Below are 25,497 nucleotides of genomic sequence, written 5' to 3'. Positions count from 1 at the left end.
ATCAGGATCTTGGGCGGGAGATATGAGAGGTCTTCCGGTGAGGGCAGTCACTTCCCGTACAGGTGCTCGTGCACCTGCTCGACGAGCGCACTCTCCCGCCGTTTCAGCGTCGGGAGGTCGGGGTCGCCGTCCCGGTACAGGGAGAAGAGGGAGTACAGGAAGTCGGTCGTCAGGTCCACCACCTCGCGCCTGAACCGCACCTCGACCGTCGTGTCCCCGGCAAACCCCTTGATGGAGAAAAAGTCCGTCTTCTCGAAGGTGTAGAAGCCCTCGCCGAGGTCCGGCATCGCCTCCACGCGCCCGAAATTTTCGAGGTACGAGAAGAACCCCTCCGTCAGCGGGGCGCTGAGGACGAACTCCTTCATGAGGGTGCCGTCGGCACAGGACTTATGGCGAACCGACCTGACGACACGCATGGCGTGCAACCTCCCGTATGGCCGCGGCCGCGGTCCTGCACTCTTCGTCGGTGGTGAACCAGGAGAGACTGAGCCGCACCGACCCTTTCCCGCCGTCGATCGCCCGGTGCACGAGGGGGGCGCAGTGGAGGCCGGTCCTGGTGACGACGCCGTAGGCGCGGGCGAGAACGAACCCGACGTCGTCGTCGTCCATCCCCGTAATGGAGAAGGAGACGATCGGCAGGGCCGGGCGTCTCGTGTGGACGACGATGTTCGGCTCCTTTTCGAGTTCCCCGATGATGTATGCCGTCTTGCGCTCCGCTTTCTCCGCGATGGCGTCCACGCCGACGGAGAGGATGAACTCCACGCCTGCCGCGAGCGCCGCAAGGCCGGGGTAGTTCGGCGTCCCGGCCTCGAACTTCTCGGGCATCTCCCGCGGCTGGACGAGGGAGGAGGAGTCTGTCCCGGTGCCCCCGACCCTCACCGGGGCCACCTCGTCGGGGTCGCGGATATAGAACCCACCTGTCCCGGCAATGCCGAAGAGGCCCTTGTGGCCGGTGAAGACGTAGGCGTCGACCGGGAGCGCCCCCAGGTCCACCGGGATGTGGCCGGCGGTCTGCGCCCCGTCGACGACGACGTAGACGCCGCGGTCGTGGAGGAGGGCGCCGATCGCCTTGATGTCCAGGACGGTGCCGAGGACGTTGCTCCCGTGCGCCAGCACCATGAGCCGCGTCTCCGGGCGGAGGGCCTCCTCGACGGCGGCGGGGGAGACGTGGCCGTCTTCGTCGAAGGGGACGACGGCGAGGCTGATCCGCCCCTCCCTCTCCAGTTCGTGGAGGGGCCTTTGCACCGCGTTGTGGTCGAGGGCTGTGGTCAGGACATGGCAGGGGCCGGGGTGGGCGGCGAGAAATCCCCGGATGAGGAGGTTCAGGGAGTCGGTGGCGTTCAGGGTGAAGATGTAGTGCTCCGCGGGCCCGGCATGGAAGAGTCTGGCGAGGGCCTCCCGTGCAAGCATGGGATAGTCCTCGCCCTCGGTCCCGGCGGTCCGCCCTGACCCGAAGACCGGACGGGCAAGGGACGCCGCGGTCGCCGCGACGACCGCCGGGGGTTTCGGCCAGGTCGTCGCCGCGTTGTTCAGGTAGATTATCGGTTTTTCCTCTCGCATGCTCTTCGCTGTCACTGTACTCTCTCGAAAGCACCAAAAGAGTAGTGGTCGGGTCACCGCCGGCGCATCTCGTCTTCGAGAGCGCCGACGAAGGCGCTCAGGAAGGCGTGCCTCTCCTCCGCGAGGGTGCGGGCGGTTTCGGTGTACATCAGGCCCTTCAGCTTCAGGAGTTTCTCGTGGATATGATCGACGGCGTCGGGGATGCCGCCCCCGCGTTCGCCCGCCTGGAGAAACGTGCGGGCGAGGCCGACCGCCCCGATGGCGTCCAGTTTGTCGGCGTCGGAGAGGACCTGCGCCTCCAGTGTCGCGGGCGCTGCCCCGGTGCTGTACCGGTGGGCGCGGATGGCGTGGGCGACGGCCGGGACGAGGGCGGTGTCGTAGCCGATCGACCCGAGATATTCTTCCGCGATCCTCGCCCCCTCCTCCTCGTGGGGGACGCCGGTCTTCGCCTCAAGAGGGCGGGCGATGTCGTGGAGGAGAGCGGCCGGGACGAGCACCCGCATGTCGGCGCCCTCGACGAGGCCGATCTCCCGGCAGAGAGCGGTGACCCTGAGGGTGTGGTCGAGGCCGTGGGAACCTGAGCGGCTGAGGGTCGTCTCGACGTAGGTCCGGATCTCGTCGTCGGTGGTGTGCATCTGGAGGAGTTTGGGTGGGGAGGGAATAGAGGTTGGGGATGGCGGGAAGGAGAGGGAACGCGGGCAGCAGGACGATGCAGACGCTCCCCCTCTCCCTGAAAAAAATCAGATCGAGGAGTCCACCCGACCGATAGTATTCTAGAGAGAATTTTTCGCCAACATCAAGTGTTTCAATGACTCATCCATGGCATTATTCTCGATATTCCAGTAATATTCTTCCCCGGTATAATTCGACTCCATGAAAGCCAGGGCCCTGTTCATCTCGCATTCGCAGGCAAGCATGCCGTACTCGTCCGCAAGACGATACTCATTTTTTATCTCCCTGCACTGGTCAGAGACCGGCATTGATTCGAGGGCCTGCATTCTTTTTTCGTAGACTTCTTTCTGGGTCTTTGCGATAAGATACATGTCCTGATAATCTTTTTTTATCTCTGCGATATTTGCCGCATCCCACTTTCCCATCGGCAGGTCTTCCGACGCGTTTAAAAATGCACGATCTTCCGCAGTTAAATTCTTATTCAAGGATGAACCTTGAGTTTGAAGACACCCGCACGATGTTAATGCGAGTAAAAGAAATATGCACACTATCACTCCAGAACCAGAGGAGTGCTTTTCAAAACCCTGCCATGAACCCGGCCTCACGCTCACGAAAACCACCAGCACTTTTTCGGGCCATCATACCGCCCTTTCCAATGCTCATACGACCCGCGCATTCCCCCCGGCAACGGGCCGGGGAAATATCGCAAAACACCATGCGGAATTCTGGAGATCATACATACAAGAACATACGATCATTTTAATATTACGATCTTTTTGCGAACCCGTTTCCCGATCAAAAGTGTCTGGAGCAGCAATGCCCGAATCACATGGCAGAGGATAATTTATCCTTTTGGTACGCCTCGCAGAGTTCGACCTTTCGGGCAGTGAGCGGGACCGGCGAGACATCTCAGAAAATGACTCTGTAGAAAACCTCATGCACGGATCGGTGTATCCCTGATCCCCCGGAGAGATACGTGGGTCCACCGCCTTCCTCATAATCTAACCGCGGGACTGCTCGAAGACTTCGTCTTCTCGACTCCCGCATGATCGAACGGTATGCGCACCTCACCGACGAGGACACCGGGCGCACCATGACCGAGCTCACTGGCGCCACACCGCCCGACAGGAGAAACGGTCGAAGGCCCTTGAGCCGATCCAGTACCCCCGGTGCGCCTCTATCAACGACCCGACCGACAACTTCTGCCGGAAGTGCGGTCTTGCTCTCACCGAGGAGACAGTGGCCGAGGTGGACAGCATATCGGCTGAGGTGCGGAAGCTCATGGAGAACGACCCAGGCCTTCTTCTCCAGGCCGCCGAAATGCTACAGCGGGGGATGAGTGCAACGAAGAGATCGTGATGGACGGCGGTACATGTGCCTGGCCGGTCTCCAAAAGACATTTTTTGTACTGGAACCCGCATTATCATACTGGGTGTCCGGACCCGCATTCATTGCGAACTGGAGAAAGAAATATGGTACAACCGATTGAAATTGCGCTCGTCCTGAAGGAGGAGGACGCAGAGCAGTTCCGGCAGTATCTGGACCATCCCACAGACACCGATGACGGCCGCAAACTGATCCGCGAAGCCGCCATCCTCGCGTGCGAGATGCGACTTTGAAATCATTCGTTGCAGGGTGTTGTTCTGCTGCTGCAGATGTGCACAGAGGGGATGAGAAAAGAGAGGAGGCCGGGCCTACCTGTATGTGCCTTCCTGAACGATGCGGAGATAGTCACCGAACATATACCTTTTATAGCGCTTGTTCCCCGTGATCTCGACGAGGATGCCGGCGTCTTCAAACTTTTTCACCAGAGAGTTTGCAGTCTGGCGGCTGACATCGAGGGCTTCGGCGGCACGGGAAACAGTTATTACCGGCGTTTCAAAGAGCACGTCGATGAACTTCAGGGCGATCACACCGCCGATATTCTTCTCCAGGAGAGTTTTCACGAGGTCTGACCTGAGGTCGATGATCTTTTTCGCCGTTTCGACGGAGTTGGTGGAGGTCTCGATCACTCCTGTGAGGAAAAACGCGATCCATCTCTCCCAGTCCCCGCCGTACCTGACGTCGTTGAGGATCTGGTAATATTCCTGCTGGTGCTTTTTCAGGTAGACACTCAGGTACAGAAGCGGCTTTGAGAGCATGCCCCTGTAGTAGAGGAAGAAGGTGATCAGGAGCCTTCCCATCCGGCCGTTCCCATCGATGTAGGGGTGGATGGATTCAAACTGCGCATGTATCAGGGCCGCTTTTATGAGCAGAGGGGTCTTGTCCTTTTGCTGGATGAACAGTTCGAGGTTGTGCAGCAGATCCGGCACTTTCTCGGGCGGGGGAGGGACGTACATGGCGTCCCGTATGGGAGTTCCCGTGACACCGGTCCAGTTTTTGCTCTGTACGGATAGTGCCCGGCTTCTTATAGCCGCCCCTCGTCCCCTGGATCAGGAACCGATGAATTTCATTGAGAAGATCGACGGTAAACTCGGAGAACTCAAGTTTTTCCATCCCGTGCCCCATCGCCTTGATGTAGTTGACGACTTCACGGATCTCGTTGACATCTTCCTCCGGCTGCAGGTCGGCTTCGAACTCCAGCCCTCGCCGCGCAACGACGCCTGCGTCCCCTCGATCTGCGAACTGAGCAGAGCTTCTTTCTTGATGTACATCGCCACGAACAGGTCGGGGTTCGGGAGCACCTGGGTGACACCATCGAGCCGCGCCAGCGCTGTGTCGGCCTTCGAGAGCAGGAGGAGCAGGCTCTCGTCGAGATCCAGATCTTGCGGCGGCAGCGGTTTCGGGACGAATGCCGCATAACCACCCTTTTGCGGGACGAGTGTCCCTGCTCGTTCACTCCTCATCTCTTCCTCATGGATCATATGTGCACGTATGAGATATATGCCCGAGAACATGTCAAGATCTCTTGACGTAGAATACGGGGTGTACCTGTATGTCAAGACCTCTTGACTTAGAATGCGAGGTGTACCCGTATGTCAGGCACCCCAACCATGGTGCCGAAGACGGTGGCCATCGCCATGAACCTCTCCCGCACGGTAAGGTGCCGCATGATCACGGTCGACTCCAGGCCAGACTCCGGGAGGTTTATCTGAAATATGGTTTCCAGAGGGCAAGGCTGAAACAGAAGAAAGAGACGGTCCCCCTGTCGTGACGTCTATCGGCCCTGCCAGGAGGCCGAGAAGCACATGAGCCGATCGTATCGTTCTTCAATGGGGGGAACATGGATCTATTTTCGTCTCGATACTGTGACGCAACTGGAAAGGGGTCTGCGGTGCGGTCTCGACCCCGGAACACATCAAGAAAAGCAAGGATTCTCGAAACCCTCTCTTTATGCGATAGCCGGGATTCGAACCCGAGTTAGTGGCTTGGGAAGCCACTGTCCTACCACTAGACTACTATCGCCGGTACCATACACTCTTGCCCGTCAAAGATATTAAAGGTTATTTCCCCGCCGCCTTCGCTTTCCGCAGGACGACGACCATCGCCGCGCCCTCGCCCGGACTGCCGGCCACGCGGTCCGCGGCCGCGATGCTCCCGCCATAGCGCTCGACAAGCATCTTCACGATCCAGAGGCCGAGGCCCTTGCCCGAGACCCGGGGAGCATTCCGGACAAAACGCTCGAAGACGCAACCCTTCTGGTCGTCGGGGATGCCCGGACCATTGTCCGCGACCGTCACCGCTACCTCGCCGTTTCTGTCCGCCACCGTGATCCAGACCGTCACCCCGGCGCCGCCGAACTTCACCGCGTTCCCGATCAGGTTCGCGAAGACCTCGGAGAGGAGTTCGTCGGCCGCGACGATGCGGTCGGTCCCGCCGTACCTGACGTCCACGTCGGAGAAGACAGCGACCTGCCCCCGGATCACGCGGTCCAGCGGGATCGGTTCGACCCTCGTCCGCCGCCTGCTCATGATCCGGTACGTCGAGACATTCGTGATGATCTCCGCGCTCTGCCTGATGCCGGCGAGCACCCCCTTTGCCAGCGCCTCCTCCCTGCCCGAGAGCATCGAAACCAGGAGACTGCTGTACCCCATCGCCACGGCATTCGCGTTGTTGATGTCGTGGGTCATGATGTCCAGGTACAGGTTCGCCTCCTCGCTCGCCTGCTCGCGTTCGGCCCGCAGGACCGCCCTCTGGACGGCAGGGCCGATCGCACGCCCGGCCATGGCAAGGAAAGACTGCTCTCCAACGGAAAACGGGCGGTCGCCCCCGACAGTCATGACACCGAGACGTTCCTGCCCGGCGAGGAGGGGCACCGCGACCGTGGCCGTGAACTGTTCCGCCGCCCAGGCGGGCGTCGCCTCCCCCTCCTCCGCAGGCAGGACCGTCGGGACAGCAGCGGCGTCGGGGATGCCGTACTGGCAGACGAGCGACGCCCTCTTCCCGTCAGGTTCGAGGAGGTGGATTGCCCCGCCGTCGAGACCGAGAGTCCGGAGCACCGCCTGTAGCATCGCCCCGAGCATGACGGGAAGAGAGGCGGACGAGACCGAGAGGTCCCCGATCTCGGAGAGGAACGAGAGTTTGCGGTTGCGTTCGAGGAGTTCGCGTTCGGTCTCCTTCAGGGTGGTGATGTCGGCCAGGGAGACGATACTCAGGGAGGTCCCCGGAATGAGTGCCGCGGTGAGGAGGACATCGCGCGTCTGCCCCTTACGGTCCTGCACCTGCACCTCGTATGTCGAGGGCGTCCCTGTCCCGTACCGCCTCTCTGCATGGTAGCGCCGCGTCACCTCCGCTGCCGGACCGGTGAAGAGGGTGGACCAGACGCTCTTCCCGATCAGGTCGGTCGGTTCGTACCCGAAGAAGGGGCCGAAACGGGAGTTCACGTGGGTGACCGAGCCCGCCTCGTCCAGGACCATCGTCGCCGTGCCCGTGGCCTCGAAGACCGTCCGATAGAGGTTCTCGGAACGGGCCAGGTCCTCGGCATACTGTTTTCTCTGCAGGAGCGCCCACATGCCGCCCATCAGGAGAGAGAGTTGCCGGGCGTCGGCCTCGTCGTACGGCGCTGCCCTGTTCGCCACCCCGGCGACAGCAACGATCTTCCCCCCGGCAAAGACCGGTACACTCAGGAAGCGCCTGATCGAAGGGTGGCCCGCAGGCGTACCCCGCTTGAGGGAAGAGGGGGCGGCATAGTCGTTCACGATTATGGTGCGGCGCTGCCTGACCGGTTCCCCCCACAGACCAGTCTTTTCAAGGAGGTACACCTTCGGCGGGTCCTTCACCCGGCAGAGTTCCTGTGTCTTCTTCGACCAGGACTGCATCGTCAGGACAGTCTCGTCCTCATTGAGAAAGGCAAAGTAGCCGAGATCACTGCCGGTGAGCGTGGTCCCGCTCTCCAGAGCAAAATCGGTGATCTCACTCACCTGGGCGTCGTCCATGCCGTTCAGCATGACAAGAGCCTGGAGCCTCTGCTCTTCGAGGCGGATCGCCTCCTCGACCGTCTTTCTGGCAGTGATGTCCCGCCCGTAGATGTTGGCATAGCCCTCGCCTGCCACCGGCACGACCGTGCAGAGGAACGTCCTTCCGGAGACCGTCACCTCGGTCTCCTCGTTTTTTCCTTCTTTCATCGCGCGGGCGACGGCGTCGGCGATCAGCACGCGGAAGGGCCTTCCCGCATCCGTATCCCGGATGGAGACAAGAGGTGCGGCGGCGGCGTTGGCGTACGTCATCCTCCCGGCACGGTTGACCCTGAAGACGGGATTCGGGTTGTCGCCGGTGAAACGGGCGAGGGCCTCCATCTCCCGCGCCTCCTCCTTCCTGTCCGAGACATCGAGGAGGGTGCAGGCAACCCCTCCACCGGGGAGTGAACCGGTGGAGAACCTGACCCAGCGGACGCTGCCGTCCCGTGCAGTCAGCGCCGCCTCCACCCCCTCCAGAGATTCACCTTCCCGGATCGCCGCCGCGGCACTCTCCCCGGCCGCTGCATCCAGGAAAAAGGACGAAAACGACCGTCCCTCAAGATCCTCCGGGGAAAATCCGAGCATCCCGGCGGCGGCGCGGTTTGAAGCAAGCACAACCGGGACCGCCGGGTCGACGACCAGGGTCCCGGCGCCGGAGTGCTCGAAGATACCCTGGTAGTCACGCGCCAGGCCAGAGACCCTGGCGAACAGCAGTGTAAGAAGGATGGAAATAGCGGCAATGGCGACGGTGCGGCCGATCGCCTCGACAAAGACCGACGACGCCGTGCCGAAGAAGAACACAATGACCAGGAGATAGGAGACGAGGAGGGCCGCCGCCATCGCAAGGCCCTTCCAGCCGTACCAAAAGACCGCAAGGATGACAGGAACAAAGAAGAGATAGGCGACAACGACCGTAACGCCGGACGCCGCCGCAAAGACGGTGGCGGCAAAGGCGCCGCCTGTCGCTGCAAGGAGGACAGGCAGTTTCCACGGCCAGGCATGGAAGGCTGAAAGCAAATCGTATGCCATGTGGTCTTTCTGTGAGATAATCCCACAAATGGAGAATTAAAGATTATGGTTCCGACCGGCGACAGCCTTAATACCGTGCAGGTGAATGAATAACCAGCACGTTTCTGTGCTGGCTGACGTAAGTCCGACGTGCCCGATGGCATGGCCGAAATGGCTCGGGATTACCGAAAAGTCAGTAGAAGTACTTTCTGCTCTTTTCTGGACTTACTCTGTCATTTGAGAGGTAGATCATGGCACGAATGCATGCACGAAGGAGAGGCAAGTCCTGTTCCGTCGCCCCATACCGTACTGAAGCACCCGAGTGGTGCGGCATGTCGGCCGACGAAGCCGTGAAGATTGTTGTCGACCTTCGCAAAAAGGGCAGCTCCAGCAGCGAGATCGGGTTCACCCTCAGGGACAAGTACGGCGTCTCTGATGTCAAACTCGTGACCGGCAAGAAGATCGGTGAGATCCTTGAGGAACACGACCTCGGGTCAGATCTCCCGGAGGACCTCCGCAACCTGATCGCCAAGGCGCTCGGGATGAGGAAGCACCTTGCCGAGAACAAAAACGACCTTCACAACAAGCGGCAGCTCCAGCTCACCGAGTCCAAGGTGCGCCGCCTGGTGAGGTACTACACGACAAGCGGAAAGCTCGAGAAGGGCTGGACCTACAAACCGGAGACTGCCGAGATTCTCCTCTCCAGATAAGTTATGTCCATTCAGGCCGCTGCTGAACGGGTGGCAGGGAAGATCCGTGCCACCGACTTTGTCGAGGTCTACGCGCACCATGACGCCGACGGGATCGCCGCAGGAGCGATCCTCTCTCAGGCCATGCTCCGCGCGGGCCTGCGTTTTCGGCTGCGGATACGGCAGGGCATCAGGGCCGACGAGATCAGCCGGCCCGAGTCGACCCTGCTCTGCGACCTCGGTGCCGGCCTTGCCGACCTGCCGGAGAGTACGATGGTCGTCGACCATCATGTCCCCCACTTCACCGGGGAGTTCCACGTCAACCCGCACCTTGCGGGCCTCGACGGGGAACAGGAACTCTCGGCATCGGGCGCGGCCTACCTGGTCGCCCAGGCGCTCGGGGACAACCGCGACCTTGCAGGGCTTGCTGTCCTCGGCATGATCGGGGACGGCCAGCAGTTCTCCGGCACCAACAGGGAGATCCTGAACGAGGGGATCGCCAACGGCTTCATCAGCCCGGAGAGGGCCCTTCTCCTTCCGGGAAACACGCTGCACGAAGCCCTTGAAACGGCGGTCACTCCGTACATCAGCGGCATCAGCGGGAACGACGACGCCGTGACCCGCATCCTCGACGCCGCAACAGGCGAGGAAGAGGTGGCCGACGACGTCCTCCTCTCCCTTCTCGCGCTGGATGCCGGGGCTGACGCGGCACCGTCGGTCTTCTCCCGCGTGTACGGCGACCGTTACCGGCTGGAACGCGAGGTGATCGAGGACGCACGCACCCTCACCGCCGTCATCGATGGCTGCGGCCAGCAGGGCCGCGGCGGACTTGCGGCATCGGTCTGCCTCAGGGCCCCGGAGTGCGTCCCCGAGGCCATGGAAGTCGCGGGGGCCTTCAGGCGCCGGGTGCTCGACGCACTCGCCACCAGGAAGGCCGACGACGCCGGGACGATCTACGAGGTCGACGACCCTGTGGCGGCAAGCGGCGTTGCCGACTGCCTCGCCTACGACCTCAGGCAGACCGGGCCGGTCGCGGTGATCGCACCGGCCGGGGATGTCTGGCAGGTCTCGGCACGCTGTCCGCCGGGCGTGGAGACCGACCTTGAGGAGATCCTCAGGACGGTCGCCGCGCAGACCGGCGGGACAGGCGGCGGTCACAGGAACCGCGGCGGCGCACGCATCCCGGCCGACCGGATCGGCGAGTTCAGGAAGGAGTTCGCCAGGATGGTGGCCGCATGATCCGGATCGAGGGCACCATCACGACCGGGAGCGCACATGCAGAGTGCGTCGCCAGCGCCCTCGCACCCGACAACCTCTCCGGCATGGAGACGGCGGCCGCGGGCGACGACGCGGTCGTCACCGGGATCCGGGGCGAACACCTGCGGTCGGTGACGGCGTCGGTGGACGACTACCTGATGAACCTCGCCATCGCGGAGGAGGTCTGCTCGTACCTCCTCGAAAAAGCGGGCAGGGCCTGAAAGAGCGACACAACTCTCTGGAAAAGAGGATACGGAATTTAATTCAAATAATCTGGTGATTTCATGGCAAAGAGAAAGCAGGTTGGAAAGAGAGTCGAAGGCTGGAAGGCCAAGTCCTGGTACAAGGTCTACGGTCCCGAAGCATTCGGCAAGACCTATATCGGCGACACGATCTCCGCTGACCCCTCCCTCGTGATGGGCCGCGTGATGCAGACCACGCTCGGCGAGATCTCGCAGGACTACGCGAAGCAGCACATCAAGATGCGCTTCAGGGTGAACAACGTCGCCGGCGACGCGGCCTATACCGAGTTCGTCGGGCACGATATCACCCGCGACTACATGCGCGGGCTCGTGAAGAGAAATACCTCCAGGATCGACTCCATCATCCTCGTCCCCACGAAAGACGGGAAGAAGGTGCGCCTGACCATCACGTGCTTCACCATCAACAGGGCGAACTTCAGCCAGGTGCACGAGATCAGAGCGGTGACGATGAAGAGCGCCCTTGAACAGGCGGCCCAGAGCTCCTTCGAAGAATTCTCGAAGGCTGTTGTCTCGGGCGAGACTGCCAAGGAAGTCTTCAAGTTGATCAAGCCGATCTTCCCGGTCCGCCGGGTCGAGGTCATCAAGTCCAAGCTCGAGACCGCGCCCATCGTGGTCGCGGCCTGAACACCCTTTTTTTTATCAGGAACGAACTGTCCGTGACGGTTCTTCCCGCGGGGCATGTCCGCGGAGTCTCTCCTGATGTCGGCACATTCATTCCTTTCCCGCAGAATTGCAGCACATCTCTTCTCCCGTTCCTGCACAGGCCTTTTGACAAGACTGATAAGGGCGCGGGGTGAGTGTGTACCTGTTCATGGAAGACGGGATTCAGGACTGGATATACCAGTGTTCATTCCCTGACGGCACCGAACTGCAGGAACATACCCTGAAGACCGGGAATACCATTATCATCGGGGACCGCTGCACGATCGACTACGGGCTGAAAGGAAAAGACATCGTCGTCTGCGAATTTTGCACTCTCAACGGAAGCATTGTTGCGGACGGTGACGTCAGGATCGACAACTGGTGCGAGATCAACGGCGACGTGATCGCCGCTGCAGATGCCTATCTCGGGGAAGGGGTAAAGGTCCACGGCAAACTCATCGTGCAGGGCGACCTCGATGTCGGCGACAATGTCCATATCGAGAAGGGTTTCGAGGCAAAAGGGTGGATCTCGATCAGGAACCCGATGCCGGTGATCGCCTACCTCATCCTCTATGTAATGACCCTCCTGAAGATGGACAACCCCGACGGGATCGACGACGCCCTGAAGGAGATCTTCGGCGAGGACGAAGACGAAGACGACGAGAACCCCCTGCTCATCCCGCCGTCCTCGACGATCGACATGAAGGTCTTCTCCGTCCCGACCATGATGACGATCGGGGACGGCTGCCGTCTCCACGGCAATATCAGGGCCGCTTCGGTTGCGGTCGGCCGGGACACCACCATCTTCGGGAGCCTGCGGGCGAGCGGGCTTATCAGGGTCGGGGACGGTACGCAGGTCCACGGCAATGTCGAGGGCGGCGACGAGGTCGCCGTGGCGCCGGGAGTGCACATCCTCGGCAATGTGAGCGGCAGAACCCTCGCCCTCAACGAAAAAGCCCGCATCGACGGGACGATCCGGGCGCCCGATGGTGTCAGGTTCGAAAGAGAAGTGCAGGAGGAAGCATGAAAGTAGCGGAAATCCTTGAACTGACCGATCTCATATGTGTCGAGGACTCGTTCGCCGACCTCGCGGACCCGGCGACGGCGGAACCCATCCTCTCCCTTGACTCCGAGGCCGGAAAACTCCTCGTCGACGAGGACGAGGACCTCATGGCCGTCGCGTTCAGGAGCGGCGGCGCGTGGTACGCGGCGAACTACCTCTTCCACCCGCCGGCGGCAGAGGTGATCGACCTCTTTGAAGGGACGGACGGAGAGATCTACCAGGAGGACAGGGAGGTCTGGACCGGCGCGGTGCGGGAGTATTACAGTGCCGCGATCCTGAGGGAGGTCAAACCGTCGATCGAGGACATCCCGCCTGACAGGCCGGGAAAGATCGCGGGCCTCGTCACGGAGGTCTGGGGCAGGCAGGAGGGGGCCGTCTGTATCGACTGCTGCTGCGGCTCGGGTGTCGGCGCCGCCGCACTCAGGTCGGCCGGGATGCGGGCGCTCGCCTACGACCACGACCCCGCTCTTCTTGCCCGCGGCTTCGAGGAGGGGCGTCTGGTACCGGCAGAGACTGCGTGCATCGACGGGACGATGGCGACCACCTATTTCAGGCCGGTCCCCTACGGGACGGCATTTATGATGGGGACGATCCGCTCCTTCGACAGCGGAATATGGGAGAGACTCACCCTCGAACTCCTGGCTCTCTCGGAGGAGACGCTCATCACCGTCGCCACGGAAGAGGAGGCACGCATGGTCGCGGTCTGGTGCCGCTCTGTCGGGCGGACGCCCGAAGTCAGGGAGAGCGACCGCGATCCCCTCTATGACCGCTGGGTCTGCCTCTCCTGAGACCTGAACACGTCAAAAGAGAAATTTATTCGCAATTTTCATATTTTTTGAGTCTTTCCAGTATCTCACCGACAGGGGGGAGTTTCTCTGTATTCTTCTCAAGAAGGGCCCGCACCCCGTCCCCGGATGTCACGATTTTTTCACAGTCGAGGTCGTCCCCGTTTATCTGTGCGGCAATCGATCGTGCCTCGTGTGGTGTTGAAACTGTGGAGTCCATGCCCGCGCCTCGTGTATCATACATAATCAAGTAATATTATATTAGAGTATCTAATTTCATGGTGCTGCATCGGCAAGATATCATATGAAAATCCAAGAAAATTCTGGCAAAAATCAGATTGCCACGTTGAAAATTCACCATAAAGGGCTCTGGAGAAACCCTTGCGGGAAAGTACTTCCTGAAGTGATAGGGGAAAAAATTCTGTTCAGACGTGCCTGGTCCAGGGGGGCTGCCGCCCCCCATACCCCCTGCCATTACGATAGGGGCAGGGATGGTCTCCTCCTCCTCCAGGACTCCGACCCTTTCTTCCCGGGACCAATCCTCGCGCGGGGGTCCGGGGGCAAAAGTCCCCCGGCGAACGGGAAGGGGAAGGCAGAGGATCGGCACGCACTATCAACCGATGGAGGGGGATTTCTACAAAGCCCCATAAAGCAGAAAAGATATCACAGGCCCTCGAACGCCCATCGCGGCGCGGGGGAGAGATGCACAAAAGTACAGGGCAGAACAAAAAAGATCGGGCCTTTTCCGGCCCGGGACAGGGAGAGGCCCTACGACCTCTCCTCCCCCGCTTTTGTGCCGTCGATCTCGGCGGCGATCATCAGGGGGTCCTCCATCTCGCGGACAAGGTCGCGCACGCGCATCAATTTCTCGACACCGATGAAGTGGCGGGCCATCACCCTGGCCAGATCAGTGAGTTCGATCTCCCCCTTCTTCCGCTTCACCAGTTTTGTCTCGGTCAGGGTCTGGAGGACTGGTTCGAGACTGCCGACCATCAGCCGCTCCATCCACTGTATCTGCGCCTCGTCGCCGTGACAGGCGACGGCGTTCGCGGCAAATTCCTCGGAACTCCCTTCGAGGTCATAGACCGGGGCGACCTCCTCCATCTCGCCCTTCAGGAGAAGGATCGCCATCTCCTCCTCGGTCACCTTCGAGGTCTTCGAGTAGGTCGCGCCGGGTTCGGCGAGGATGACGATCCTGCCCTGGTCATGGAAGTCGGGACGACCGGCCCGGCCGAGCATCTGGTTGAACTCCTGCACGCTGAGCCACTTGATCCCCATCGCCAGAGCGTCGAAGATCACCTGGGATGCCGGGAAGTCCACACCCGCGGCGAGAGCCGCGGTCGTGACGACACAGGCGATCTTCTGCGAGGCGAAGAGGTCCTCGACCTGGCGGCGCTCCTGCGAGGTGAGGCCCGAGTGGTACGGCCGGGCCACATTCTGGCCCAGGGCGTCTGCAAGGGTGTGGCACCGCGACCGGGCATTCGTGAAGACGATCGTCTGCCCGTGATACCCCTTCGAGGACCGCCGCCCGAACTCCTCCTTCACCATCGCCTTGATGAACTGGATCTTCTTCTTTTTCTCGCAGAAGATCAGGTGGCGTTCGAGAGGGACGGGCCTGCTGTCGTAGCGCACGAGTTTCGCGCCGAGTTTTCGTGCAAGGACGCTCGGGGCCCCGATGGTCGCCGAGAGATACAGGAACTGGGCCTTCGGCGAGGCGTATTTGATCCGGGCGATGAGGCCGTCAAGACGATGGCCCCTCTCGGGTTCTTCGAGGTTCTGGACCTCGTCGATCACCACGGTGCCGATGTCCGCGAGGGTCTTCCCGTTCCGGAAGACCGTGTCGACCCCTTCGTACGTGCCCACGATGATCTCGGCGCGGGTGTTCCTCTCGCCGACAGGCCGCGTCTCCGGGAGGTTGAGACGGCTCCTCCCGGTCTGGAGGGAGACGGAGGCGAGGCCCTTGTAGCGTTCCCTGAAGCGGAGATATTTCTGATTTGCAAGGGCGACGAGCGGGACAAGGAAGAGGAGACGGCCCTTCCCTTCGAGCAGATTCTTGAGCCCGGCCATCTCGCCGACAAAGGTCTTGCCGCTTGCCGTCGCCGAGACGACCAGAAGGTCCTGGCGTTCCAGGAGGCCAGCATTGACGGCGAGTTGCTGGACAGGCGTGAGATACTCGACGCCCGAGGCCTTTGCAAAGGCGGGGGGCACAGGCAGCTGGGTGATGTGCTGCGTATCGATCGGTTCCACCGCCTCCATGCGGTCGAAGAGCGTCTGGGAGGGGTCACGCTGCTCGGGCTGGAGGAGGGAGAGCACACGGTCCACGTCGCGGTACGAGTCGAGGAGGCTCCTGATATGCGAGAACGAGCGCGTGCCGAAACGACCCACATAGCCCATCTCCCGCCGCAGTTCCCTCTCGGCGCACTCCATGCAGATATGCTCCCTGCCGAAGCGCACGCCGTTCTTCTTTGACAGCGGAGTCACCTTGTCTTCGAGGAGGCAGATGCGGCAGAGTTTCACCTCCGCCGGCGGGACCTGGAAGTCCCCGAGAAATGCCAGGAGTCCGGGCTCGGGTTTCGTGATCCTGACGTCGGACCCCCGGATCAGGTCGATCAGTTTCTTTGTCGGGACATTCTGGTAATTTCTCCGCCCTGATGCGCGGAGCTTCAGGTTTGTCGGCCGATACCCGCGGGTAGAATGGGCGAGTTCGAAGACCCCGGTCTCCCTGACAGACCGCCCGTCAAAAAGAATGAGTTTATATGAGCCCCGTTGCGGGGCGATGATGACAATCATGGAATGATAAGGTCGTGGATGGTGTAGTTCAGCCCTGCACTCTCAAGGCGCTTGAGAAAATCGGTGAACTCCTCGTCGACGATGAGGACCGCACACTCGACACCATGGAAGGCGGCCTCGACCGCACCTTCCCGCGAGCCGAAGGTGATGTCGGGCTCCCGGCCTGCCGCCCGCAGGGCGATAGCCGCTTCAAGCCCGACGACCCCGACCATCTGCACCCCGGCAAGGACCTTCTGCATCCCGGCAAGGTCGACCTTCCGCGAGCCCCCCCTCTCGATCCGCGGCACCTTGAGGACGCGGACCGTCCCCTCGGTATGGTCGATCAGCCCGGTGAGTTGCGCGATCCCGACGTCCTGCCCGGCGACGGCGTCGGCGATCACCTCGCCCATCGCGTTCCGTTCCTCCTTCGCGGCGTACAGCCAGCCGTCCTTCATATAGACGCCGACAACGTCGCCTTCCTTCAGGGGCCCGGCGGCGATCGCGGGCCAGACCCGCACCTTCTGGATCACGTCGCGGGTGACATGCCGGGCATAGTTCTCCAGCACCTCGGCATTGTTCAGCACCCACTCGATCCCTTCTTTCGTCACCTCGTACCTGCCACGGCCATAGGCAGATATAAAACCGTCGTCGGCAAGTTCCCGGATGTACTCGGAGACCGCCTGCGGCGTCACCCCCATCTTCTCGGCGATCTCCTGCTGGCGGATCGCGGGCTGGTGCTCGGCGACCTCGACAAGGATCTGGAACCGGGTGGTCTCGCGTTTACTCCGCAGGAGGGTGGCGAGAGGGCCATCACCGGCCGTTGTTGTCGGCATAGACAAGCCCCTGCCCCTTGACGTCAAGGTGCGGAATCCTCTTGGAGAGTGCCTTGACAAAGAGAGACGACACCCCGAACTTCCGGCCGATATCGGAGATGGACGAGTTTCCGGTCTTCAGTTCGTCGTCGATATTGGACACGAGCGTCCGCAGGTTATCGTCCGTGGACAGGGCGATGTAGATCAGGTCTGCAAGGTCGGTCATCGTGCACTGGAAATTTGCCCTGAAGGTGCCGTATGTCGTCTTGTATTCCTTGCACGGCTTCTGGCCGGGCTTGGGCATCCGCCACTGCTCCTCGATGAGGTTCCCCTTCCTGAGTATCGAGAGGCAGGAGGCGACGCAGGCTTGTTCTCCGCACCGCTCACAGAGCTCGTCCTCGGTCATCCAGTTCTTGTTGAGCAGTTCATACATCTGTTTGAACTTTGGATTATTGAATGTGAGCAGCAACGGAACCATTTCAACGGGATCATTCACAATCCGAATATGACCTGTCACGCAAAAACCCTATTTATATATCGCCTTATGACACAATAAATTTTTGCAGGTTACACAATGCAGAACAGGGGAAAGATCATCATCCGCGGAATTGTCCAGGGGGTTGGATTTCGTCCCTTTGTCTATGCCTGCGCCGGGAAATTCGGCATTTCAGGATGGGTGAAAAACCTCGGGAGCCGTGTCGAGGTCGCCGCTTCCGGCGCGCGCTTTTCTGAGTTCGTGGACGCCGTCTCGAAGGGCACATCCCTCTCCGTCATCGACTCGGTGGAGGTGCTCCCCCTCGACGACGAGGTGGCCCCGGGTTTTTCCATTCTGTCGAGCGGCACCGGAACCCTCGACGGGATGATCCCGCCGGACGTGGCGATATGCGACGCCTGTGTCCAGGACATCGAGACGCCCGGCGGCCGGTACGAGGGCTACTGGGCGACGTCGTGCGTGAACTGCGGGCCGCGGTACAGCATCATCAGGACGCTCCCGTATGACCGGGAGAGGACGGCGATGGATGAGTTCCCGATGTGTGACGCGTGCGGGTCCGAATACACCGATCCGGGGTGCCGGCGGCACCATGCCCAGACGATCGCCTGCGAGGCCTGCGGCCCGTCCCTCCTCCTCCTCGGCCCCGGCGGTCTGGAGGTCGCCTGCGACGACCCGGTGGCGGAGGCGGCGGCACTCCTGGACGCCGGGAAGGTCCTCGCGATCCGGGGCGTCGGCGGTTTCCACCTCGCCTGTGTCGAGGAGGCGGCGGGCACTCTCAAGGCCCGTCTCGGGCGGACCGAACAGCCCCTCGCGGTGATGGTGCGGGACGGCGCCGCAGCCGCGCGGTACGTCGCCCTCTCCCCCGAGGACGAGGAGGCCCTGCACAGCCGCGTCAGGCCGATCGTCGTCGCGAAAAAGCGGGACGTCCATGCCCATGCCGGGATCTCGTCCCTCCATACCATCGGCGTGATGCTGCCGTACACCGGCCTCCACCACCTTCTCTTCGCCCGCCTCTCCCATGACCTGCTGATCATGACGAGCGCAAACATGCCGGGCACTCCGATGATCACCGGCACGGAGGACGCGGTCAGGGGGCTCAAGGGGCAGGCCGACGCCTTCCTGGCCCACACCCGCGAGATCGTGAACCGCTGTGACGACTCGGTCGTGCGGGACGGGTATATCATCAGGCTCTCCCGCGGCATCGCCCCGAAGAGGAAGGCGGTCGACCTGGGGCCGCGGTGCATCCTCGGTGTCGGCCCGGAACTGAACGCCACGACGACGATATACAGGAACGGTTTTGCCGTGACCTCGCCCCATGTCGGGAACGTGAGGAACCCGACGACTCTCGCCTACCTGCAGGAGACGGTGGAGAAGATCGGGCGCCTCCTCGGCGCGGAGGTCGAGGTGGTCGCCCACGACCTCCACCCCGGTTTCCTCTCGACGCGCTATGCCCACGACCTCGCCGACGAGAGGGGGGCCGACCTCGTCGCGGTCCAGCACCACCGCGCCCATATCGCCGCGGTGACGGCGGAGGAGTGCGTCGGCATCGCGATAGACGGCGTCGGTTACGGCGACGACGGCACGGTCTGGGGCGGCGAGGTCTTTGCCGGCGCGGTGCCCGACCTCCGGAGGGTCGCGCACATCGAGGCCGTGCCGATGCCGGGCGGTGACCTGGCGACAAAGTTCCCCGAACGGATGCTCTACGGCATCCTCCCCGACGAGGCGACCCGCACCCTCCTCGCCGCCCGCGGCTGGGGCGAGGTCGAACTCGGCGTCCTCGGGCGGCAGGTTGAGAGGCGGTTCAACACCCCCATGACGAGCAGCACAGGCCGGGTTCTCGACGCGGCCTCGGCCCTCCTCGGCATCTGCCGGGAGAGGACCTATGACGGCGAGCCCGCGATGAAACTGGAGTCGGCGGCGGCGGAGGGGACGCCCGCAGACTGGGACCTCTCCTTCGGCAGCGACGGGTCCTGCGAGGTCCTGAAGACGACCGACCTCCTGCGGACCGCTGCGAGGGCGCAGGCCGCGGGCGGGCGGGCCGCGGACATCGCCGCCTCGGTGCAGCACAACCTCGCCCGCGGCGTCGCCGCCCTCGCGGTCCATGCGGCCGAAGAGCGGGGGATCAGGACGGTCGCCCTCTCCGGCGGTGTCGCCTACAACGCGGCGATCAGGGAAACGATCCGCTCGTGCGTCGAGACGGCAGGCCTCGCCTTCGTCACCAGCCGCGAGTACCCCCTCGGCGACGGCTGCATCAGTTACGGGCAGTGCGTCTGGGCCGGGGCGGTGACGCGGGAGAAGTAAGAGAAGAGGACACCCCGGCACCGCACTTTTTTGCAGGAGGTCATCCCAAAACTGATCCTACCCTCTGTCCTGTCGATGGAATGATCGGTATGTGGTTCTGAAAAATCCTGTTCTGGCATCCTGTCCGGGGGGTTTCACCCCCCGATCCCCCCATCATTGCGATAGGGGGTGGATGACAATCTCCTTCATCAGGATCTCTTGTCTCTCTTCCCCGACCCTATCCTGTTTCAGGGGTCCGGGGGCGTCAGTCCCCCGGCAGAGAGGTAGGGGAAGGCGGTGGTTTCGCACGATTCTTCAGGGAATTCGGGAAGACATCGACCCGACCATGAGATTTTCTCCTGAGTTCAGCATGCGGGGAAAGGGGAATGAACGAGAGTTCTGGGATATGCTCCAGGAGAGTTTCCAGAACACCGGGCGACTCTCCGGTTCCGTACGGCCCTGCACACGGACGGCGGCAGCATATCGGTTTTGTCCTCCACCCGAATAATTCCCGGAAAATTCTCTCTTCTCCGAAATATCTTCGGCCTTCCTTGATTACAGCCAAATCACGTACCTGTTTTGCGAAGAACCGCCCTGGAACGATTTATTCATGAATGAACGCTCCTTCACCGGGCGGAGCGAGGCATAACAGATCTAAGAGGAGATATTTGTGAAAGAAAGTGATAAAAAAGGGATATCATGGCTCCTGAATATTGCAGGCAGTTACCGCCCCCTGATCGCGGTCGCGTGCATCCTGTCCGCGATCAGTGCCATCCTCTCCCTGGCACCGTTCGTCTGTATCTGGTTCGTGATCAGGGACGTCTTTCAGGCATGGCCTGACCTCTCCGCCGCTGCAGGCGTCACCTGGTACGGCTGGCTGGCGGTCGGTTTTGCAGTGCTCGGTGTCGGCCTCTACTTCGTTGCGTTGATATGCTCACACCTGGCGGCGTTCCGCGTCGAGAAGAACATGAGAAAGGTGGCCATGCACACGATCGTCACCCTGCCTCTCGGATTCTTCGACCAGAACACCAGCGGGCGCATGAGAAAGATCATCGACGACAATGCAGGGACCACGCACACCTTTTTAGCGCATCTGTTGCCCGACCTGGCCGGCGCCGTGGTGATGCCCGTCGCCGTACTGGCCCTGCTCTTCGTCTTCGACTGGAGACTGGGGCTGGTGTGTCTCATCCCCCTGGTCCTGAGCGTGTATTACCTGAACCAGATGATGGGAGGAGACAGAGGTTCGATCCGGAAATACATGGACGCACTGGAAGAGATGAACACCGGGGCCGTCGAATATGTGCGCGGCATCCCGGTGGTGAAAGTCTTCCAGCAGACGGTGTACTCATTCAAAAATCTTCATCAGTCCATTCAGAATTATAAAAAGTGGGTGCTGGACTATGCCATTCGCTGCCGGTCGCCGATGACGAAGTACACGATCGCCCTCAACGGGACGTTCGTCGTACTGGTCCCGGCAGGGTTGCTGCTCATCGCACACGCACCAGACTATCAGAACTTCCTCCTGAACTTCATATTCTACATTCTCTTCACCCCGGTCTGTGCACTGATGATGAACAGGGTCATGAGCCTGGCAGAAGGGTATATGGTGGCGATGGAAGCCGTAAACCGTATCGGCGGACTGCTGGACCACGAACCTCTCCCGGAACCCACACACCCGGAGCGGCCGAAAGACCATTCCATTGCTTTCAGAGATGTCTCGTTTACCTATCCTGGAAGCGAGAAAAAAGCGGTCGGAAATGTGAGTTTTGCAATACCCGAAGGAAAGACCTATGCGCTGGTCGGGCCGTCGGGCGGAGGAAAAACAACCATCGCAAGTTTGATCCCCCGTTTCTGGGACGTTCTGGAGGGGTCTGTCGAGGTGGGCGGCGTGGATGTACGTCGCATGGCGTCGAAAGACCTTATGGACCAGATCGCGTTCGTTTTCCAGAACACCCGCCTGTTCAAAACGAGCATCCTGGAAAATATTCGCTTCGGCAGACCTGACGCCGACTGCAAGGAGGTGCTGCGAGCGGCTGAGATGGCCCAGTGTATCGACATCCTGGAGAAATTTCCCGGGGGCCTGGACACAGTCATCGGAACTGACGGAGTCTATCTCTCTGGCGGCGAACAGCAACGCATCGCCCTGGCCCGCACCATCCTCAAAGACGCTCCCATCATCGTCCTGGACGAGGCGACCGCTTTTGCTGACCCTGAGAACGAGTACCAGATCCAGCGTGCGTTTGAGAAACTGACCGCAAACAAGACCGTGCTGATGATCGCCCACAGGCTCTCGTCTGTGCGCAATGCTGACCGTATCCTGGTCGTACAGAGCGGCGAGGTGAAAGAGCAGGGGACCCACGACGATCTTCTTGCGCAGAACGGTTTGTATGCACAGATGTGGCGGGAATATCAACGCTCTGTAGAATGGAGGGTTTGAAAGAATGAAATTCATGCGTAATTATGTGCAGAAGCGGTTCGCTCTCAGCGAACAGGGTGCGAAGGACTTCGTCAAAGGGAGCCTGTACTCCGCCATCGCCGACATCAGTCTGATGGTGCCCCTGGGCCTCCTGGTCCTGGTGCTGTATGCGTTGCTGCAACCGGTCATCGACGTGCAGACGGGTCGGCCGCCTGACATCGTCCTGTACACGGCACTGGGCCTGCTCATTCTGGGCTTCATGTACGTCTGCCACTGGTACCAGTATACCAGCGTGTTTGTTTCCACCTATAGCGAGAGTGCGACGCGCCGGATCTCTCTGGCAGAAAAACTGCGGCATCTTCCCTTATCGTACTTCGGGAAGAGGGACCTCTCAGACCTGACGAATACTATCATGGGCGACTGTGCCGACCTGGAGCATGCATTCTCTCATGCGATCCCCCAACTGGTCGGTGCGAGTGTCTCGACGGTCCTGGTCGGTATCGGACTGCTGATATTTGACTGGCGCATGGGAGTGGCCCTGCTGTGGGTGGTGCCCGTCGCCCTGGTCATCATTGTCGGATCGAAGAAATTGCAGGAGAAGGGACTCAAGAAGCACTACCTCGCGAAGCGCGTCTGTGCTGACGGGATCCAGGAGTGCCTGGAGACGGTGCGGGATATCAAGTCCTGCAATCAGGAAGAGATATATCTGGCCGGACTGGACAAAAAACTGGACGAGGCCGAGAGCGCCCAGATCGCTTCTGAAGTGATGAGCGGGATCTGCGTAAAAAGTGCGGAAATGGTCCTGAAACTGGGGCTCGCAACGGTGGTCCTGGTCGGGAGCGGCATGCTGATCGCCGGCCAGACCGACCTGCTGGTCTACCTGATCTTTTTGATCGCGGCGTCCAGGATCTATGATCCCCTCACCGGGATCCTCTCCTATGTTGCGGAGATATTCCTTGTCGATGTGCGTATCAACCGGATGAACGAGATCCTGAATCATCAGGTGCAGGAAGGCGCCGAGAATTATTCGACGAACGGTTACGATATCGTCTTCGATCACGTGGGCTTCTCCTACAACGAAGGCGAGAACGTACTGAAAGACGTATCTTTCACCGCAAAACAGGGCGAGGTGACGGCTCTCGTCGGGCCTTCGGGCGGCGGGAAGAGCACGGCTGCAAAACTGGCTGCCCGTTTCTGGGACGTCGATCACGGAACGATCACGCTCGGCGGAACTGATATTTCCACGGTCGACCCGGAGGCGCTGCTGAGGAACTATGCGATCGTCTTCCAGGACGTCGTGCTGTTTCACGATACGGTGATGGAAAATATCAGGCTTGGAAGGAGAGATGCGGCGGATGAAGAAGTGATGGAGGCTGCAAAGTCCGCAATGTGCGACGAGTTCGTCTCCAGGTTGCCGCAGGGGTATCAGACCGTCATCGGGGAGAACGGTTCGACACTGTCGGGAGGGGAAAGGCAGAGGATTTCCATCGCACGGGCACTGTTGAAGGACGCACCCATCGTGCTGCTGGACGAGGCCACGGCGTCTCTCGATGTCGAGAACGAGACCAGGATCCAGACTGCTCTCTCACAGTTGATCAAAGACAAAACGGTGCTTGTCATTGCCCACCGGATGCGTACGGTCGCGAATGCCGACAAAATCGTGGTGCTTGACGAAGGGCATGTCGCACAGGAGGGTAGTTCTGACGAGTTGATGCAGCAGGGTGGCCTGTACAAGCATATGGTCGGACTGCAGCGCCAGAGTCTGGAATGGGCGATCTGATCTACAAAAACGGCTCTGTAGAAATGCTCCTCCATCGGTTGATAGTGCATGCTGATCCTCTGCCTTCCCCTTCCCGTTCTCCGGGGGACTTTTGCCCCCGGACCCCCGCGCGAGGATTGGACCTCAAAAGGGCAAACGTGCATCTTGAAGAGGGGACTGCTCTCCACCCCCCTATCCTCATGGCGGGGGGACCCGGGGTGGCAGCCCCCCGGACGAGACACTCCAGAATAGGATTTCTACAGAGCCGATTCCGGAGAGTTATGGAGCGGCCCTCAGGGGTGTCTTTATCAGTCTGAGCGAATGGCGAGGTCATCTGCTATCGACCGCGTCACGACGGGGTCGAGAGAATCGGTCCCCCTCAGGAGAGGGGGACCCGACAAGCATCCGGACGTCTCTTTTCATTCTGCCGGACCGATCACGAAGGTGCCGCGAAAGATTCCGATGGGCGGTGAAAAAACCACAGGACGAAAGCAGAGGATTTTTTGCCGACATGGCCAGATATATGATCTCATTTTTTGGGAGGAGTAATTCTGATCAAAAAAATGTGGATATCGTGTAGTCTGATCTGCCTCTGCCTGCTCCTGACGGCAGGGTGTACGGGGACGGCCGACACCGGAACATCGGCGACGCCGACGGCCACCCTCTTGCCGTCCACCCTCCCGGTCTCCTTCAACGACACCCCCATCCAGTACGCGGACGTGAACGGCGTCAGTCTGGCCTACCGGGAGTTCGGCGCGGGCGAACCCCTGCTGCTGATCACCGGGTTCAGCGAGGTGATGGAGGACTGGAACGAGACATTTGTCGGCATCCTTGCCGGGCAGTACCACGTCTACATCTACGACCACCGTGCGATGGGGCACAGCGGCGACACCGACGCCCCCTACACGCTCCCGCAACTCTCCGACGATGCGGCCGGACTGATGGACGCGCTCGGCTATGAGAGCATGCACGTGTACGGCGTCTCGATGGGATCGTCGGTCTCGCAGCAACTCGTCATCGACCACCCGGAGACGGTCAGAAAACTCGTCCTCTCCTCGTCCACCTACAGCGCACGACTGAACGAGACGAAGAAGTTATACGACACGCTCGTGGCGTGCGCCGGGAACGCCTCCCAGCCTCTGGGCCTGCAAAAGGAGGCGAGCGCGAACCTCGCCTGGAACGGTTCCTACGACGGCCTCTCCGGGATCACGAAAGACGTGATGCTCATCGTCGGGACCGCCGACGAGGTCACGCCTGATGCGGTCTCCGTCCGGATGGCCGGGCAGATCCCGGGGTCGTGGCTGGTGCGGTTCAAGGGGATCCCGCATGTCGGGTCGTCCTATGCGCCCGAGGAGTACGGCACGACGGTTCTGACCTTCCTCGGCATGAACGAGACCCCTGCCTGAACGATTCTCTTTTTTTCGGCAGGGTGCTCTCCCGCACACGGGATAAATGAAGTCCCGGGAACGAACTCATCTTTTGAGGGCTTCGTTGAAACCCTCATACTTGGATCAATGAATCCCCTGATCCCATGAAGAGGTACGCGGATCCATTGCCTTCCTCACGGTCTGGCCGGGGGACTACGCCCCCGGACCCTCGCTCAGGATTGGTCCCGGGAAGAAAGGGTCGGAGT

General features: G+C 61.0%; 21 protein-coding genes and 1 tRNA gene. 11 read left to right on the top strand and 11 right to left on the bottom strand.

Annotation, left to right across the window (positions count from 1 at the left end; genetic code table 11):
* Positions 1-47: 47 nt before the first annotated feature.
* The 4 genes from MEFOE_RS04165 to MEFOE_RS13620 all read right to left on the bottom strand — a co-directional run bounded on the left by MEFOE_RS04165 (position 48) and on the right by MEFOE_RS13620 (position 2,843).
* Positions 48-416 (bottom strand): hypothetical protein, encoded by a 369-nt coding sequence (locus MEFOE_RS04165; protein WP_067048745.1) that lies wholly within the window; start codon positions 414-416, stop codon positions 48-50.
* A complete protein-coding gene (locus tag MEFOE_RS04160; RefSeq protein ID WP_328585437.1) occupies positions 388-1,575 on the bottom strand; it encodes an aminotransferase class V-fold PLP-dependent enzyme in 1,188 nt (395 codons plus the stop codon). The genes MEFOE_RS04165 and MEFOE_RS04160 overlap by 29 nt, the downstream gene beginning before the upstream one ends.
* A 38-nt stretch (positions 1,576-1,613) precedes the next feature.
* Positions 1,614-2,195 (bottom strand): HD domain-containing protein, encoded by a 582-nt coding sequence (locus MEFOE_RS04155; protein WP_067048739.1) that lies wholly within the window; start codon positions 2,193-2,195, stop codon positions 1,614-1,616.
* A 138-nt stretch (positions 2,196-2,333) separates the two neighbouring features.
* Complete coding sequence (locus MEFOE_RS13620) at positions 2,334-2,843, bottom strand: hypothetical protein (RefSeq protein WP_153015865.1); 510 nt, start codon at positions 2,841-2,843, stop codon at positions 2,334-2,336.
* Positions 2,844-3,704: 861 nt separating this feature from the next.
* On the opposite strand from MEFOE_RS13620, the gene MEFOE_RS14100 reads away from it, so the two are divergent.
* A complete protein-coding gene (locus tag MEFOE_RS14100) occupies positions 3,705-3,851 on the top strand; it encodes a hypothetical protein (RefSeq protein WP_162839748.1) in 147 nt (48 codons plus the stop codon).
* 75 nt (positions 3,852-3,926) lie between these two features.
* Here MEFOE_RS14100 and MEFOE_RS14355 read toward each other — a convergent pair whose 3' ends face one another.
* The 4 genes from MEFOE_RS14355 to MEFOE_RS04135 all read right to left on the bottom strand — a co-directional run bounded on the left by MEFOE_RS14355 (position 3,927) and on the right by MEFOE_RS04135 (position 8,657).
* Entirely contained in the window at positions 3,927-4,571 is a 645-nt protein-coding gene (locus MEFOE_RS14355) for a Fic family protein (RefSeq protein WP_268872608.1), read from the bottom strand.
* Between the two features lie 93 nt (positions 4,572-4,664).
* The gene (locus tag MEFOE_RS14350; RefSeq protein ID WP_235809643.1) at positions 4,665-5,078 is read right to left on the bottom strand and encodes a Fic/DOC family N-terminal domain-containing protein; all 414 of its coding nucleotides are present in this window, start codon (positions 5,076-5,078) and stop codon (positions 4,665-4,667) included.
* 488 nt (positions 5,079-5,566) lie between these two features.
* Positions 5,567-5,637 (bottom strand) — tRNA-Gly (locus MEFOE_RS04140).
* 38 nt (positions 5,638-5,675) lie between these two features.
* Positions 5,676-8,657: a PAS domain S-box protein gene (locus tag MEFOE_RS04135; protein ID WP_067048734.1), complete on the bottom strand. Its 2,982-nt coding sequence runs from the start codon at positions 8,655-8,657 to the stop codon at positions 5,676-5,678.
* A gap of 230 nt (positions 8,658-8,887) precedes the next feature.
* Here MEFOE_RS04135 and MEFOE_RS04130 point away from each other — a divergent pair, with 230 nt between their 5' ends.
* From MEFOE_RS04130 to MEFOE_RS04105, 6 genes are all read left to right on the top strand, one after another.
* On the top strand, positions 8,888-9,346 hold the full coding sequence (locus MEFOE_RS04130) for a 30S ribosomal protein S15 (protein ID WP_067048732.1): 459 nt from the start codon (positions 8,888-8,890) through the stop codon (positions 9,344-9,346).
* 3 nt (positions 9,347-9,349) lie between these two features.
* A complete protein-coding gene (locus tag MEFOE_RS04125) occupies positions 9,350-10,564 on the top strand; it encodes a DHHA1 domain-containing protein (RefSeq protein ID WP_067048729.1) in 1,215 nt (404 codons plus the stop codon).
* A complete protein-coding gene (locus MEFOE_RS04120) occupies positions 10,561-10,803 on the top strand; it encodes a KEOPS complex subunit Pcc1 (protein ID WP_067048726.1) in 243 nt (80 codons plus the stop codon). Before MEFOE_RS04125 ends, MEFOE_RS04120 begins: the two co-directional genes overlap by 4 nt.
* Positions 10,804-10,866: 63 nt before the next feature.
* Positions 10,867-11,469 (top strand): 30S ribosomal protein S3ae, encoded by a 603-nt coding sequence (locus MEFOE_RS04115; RefSeq protein ID WP_067048723.1) that lies wholly within the window; start codon positions 10,867-10,869, stop codon positions 11,467-11,469.
* A 187-nt stretch (positions 11,470-11,656) separates the two neighbouring features.
* Positions 11,657-12,514, top strand: a complete 858-nt coding sequence (locus tag MEFOE_RS04110) for a polymer-forming cytoskeletal protein (RefSeq protein ID WP_067048719.1) — start codon at positions 11,657-11,659, stop codon at positions 12,512-12,514.
* Complete coding sequence (locus MEFOE_RS04105) at positions 12,511-13,338, top strand: hypothetical protein (protein ID WP_067048716.1); 828 nt, start codon at positions 12,511-12,513, stop codon at positions 13,336-13,338. The genes MEFOE_RS04110 and MEFOE_RS04105 overlap by 4 nt, the downstream gene beginning before the upstream one ends.
* Positions 13,339-14,103: 765 nt before the next feature.
* On the opposite strand, the gene MEFOE_RS04095 is transcribed toward MEFOE_RS04105, so the two are convergent.
* From MEFOE_RS04095 to MEFOE_RS04085, 3 genes are read right to left on the bottom strand one after another with little or no spacing between them, the layout of a single operon-like run.
* Positions 14,104-16,125: a DEAD/DEAH box helicase gene (locus MEFOE_RS04095; protein ID WP_067048710.1), complete on the bottom strand. Its 2,022-nt coding sequence runs from the start codon at positions 16,123-16,125 to the stop codon at positions 14,104-14,106.
* Positions 16,122-16,937 carry a DUF7839 domain-containing protein gene (locus tag MEFOE_RS04090; RefSeq protein WP_067048707.1) on the bottom strand — a complete coding sequence of 272 codons (816 nt, stop codon included), beginning with the start codon at positions 16,935-16,937 and terminating at the stop codon, positions 16,122-16,124. Before MEFOE_RS04090 ends, MEFOE_RS04095 begins: the two co-directional genes overlap by 4 nt.
* Positions 16,915-17,394 (bottom strand): ArsR family transcriptional regulator, encoded by a 480-nt coding sequence (locus MEFOE_RS04085; protein ID WP_328585436.1) that lies wholly within the window; start codon positions 17,392-17,394, stop codon positions 16,915-16,917. The genes MEFOE_RS04090 and MEFOE_RS04085 overlap by 23 nt, the downstream gene beginning before the upstream one ends.
* A 96-nt stretch (positions 17,395-17,490) precedes the next feature.
* Between MEFOE_RS04085 and hypF the strand changes: the two genes are divergently transcribed.
* The 4 genes from hypF (at position 17,491) to MEFOE_RS04065 (ending at position 25,270) form a co-directional block, all read left to right on the top strand.
* The gene (hypF, locus tag MEFOE_RS04080; protein WP_067048701.1) at positions 17,491-19,710 is read left to right on the top strand and encodes a carbamoyltransferase HypF; all 2,220 of its coding nucleotides are present in this window, start codon (positions 17,491-17,493) and stop codon (positions 19,708-19,710) included.
* A gap of 649 nt (positions 19,711-20,359) precedes the next feature.
* Positions 20,360-22,126, top strand: a complete 1,767-nt coding sequence (locus tag MEFOE_RS04075) for an ABC transporter ATP-binding protein (RefSeq protein WP_067048698.1) — start codon at positions 20,360-20,362, stop codon at positions 22,124-22,126.
* A 4-nt stretch (positions 22,127-22,130) separates the two neighbouring features.
* Complete coding sequence (locus tag MEFOE_RS04070; protein ID WP_201785175.1) at positions 22,131-23,885, top strand: ABC transporter ATP-binding protein; 1,755 nt, start codon at positions 22,131-22,133, stop codon at positions 23,883-23,885.
* A 542-nt stretch (positions 23,886-24,427) separates the two neighbouring features.
* Positions 24,428-25,270: an alpha/beta fold hydrolase gene (locus MEFOE_RS04065; protein WP_067048695.1), complete on the top strand. Its 843-nt coding sequence runs from the start codon at positions 24,428-24,430 to the stop codon at positions 25,268-25,270.
* The last annotated feature ends 227 nt before the right edge of the window (positions 25,271-25,497 follow it).

Origin of the sequence: Methanofollis ethanolicus (genome assembly GCF_001571385.1) — an archaeon.
Taxonomy (GTDB): domain Archaea; phylum Halobacteriota; class Methanomicrobia; order Methanomicrobiales; family Methanofollaceae; genus Methanofollis; species Methanofollis ethanolicus.
The sequence above is the reverse complement of the archived record's forward strand: the minus strand, read 5'-3'. Positions and strand labels throughout refer to the sequence as shown.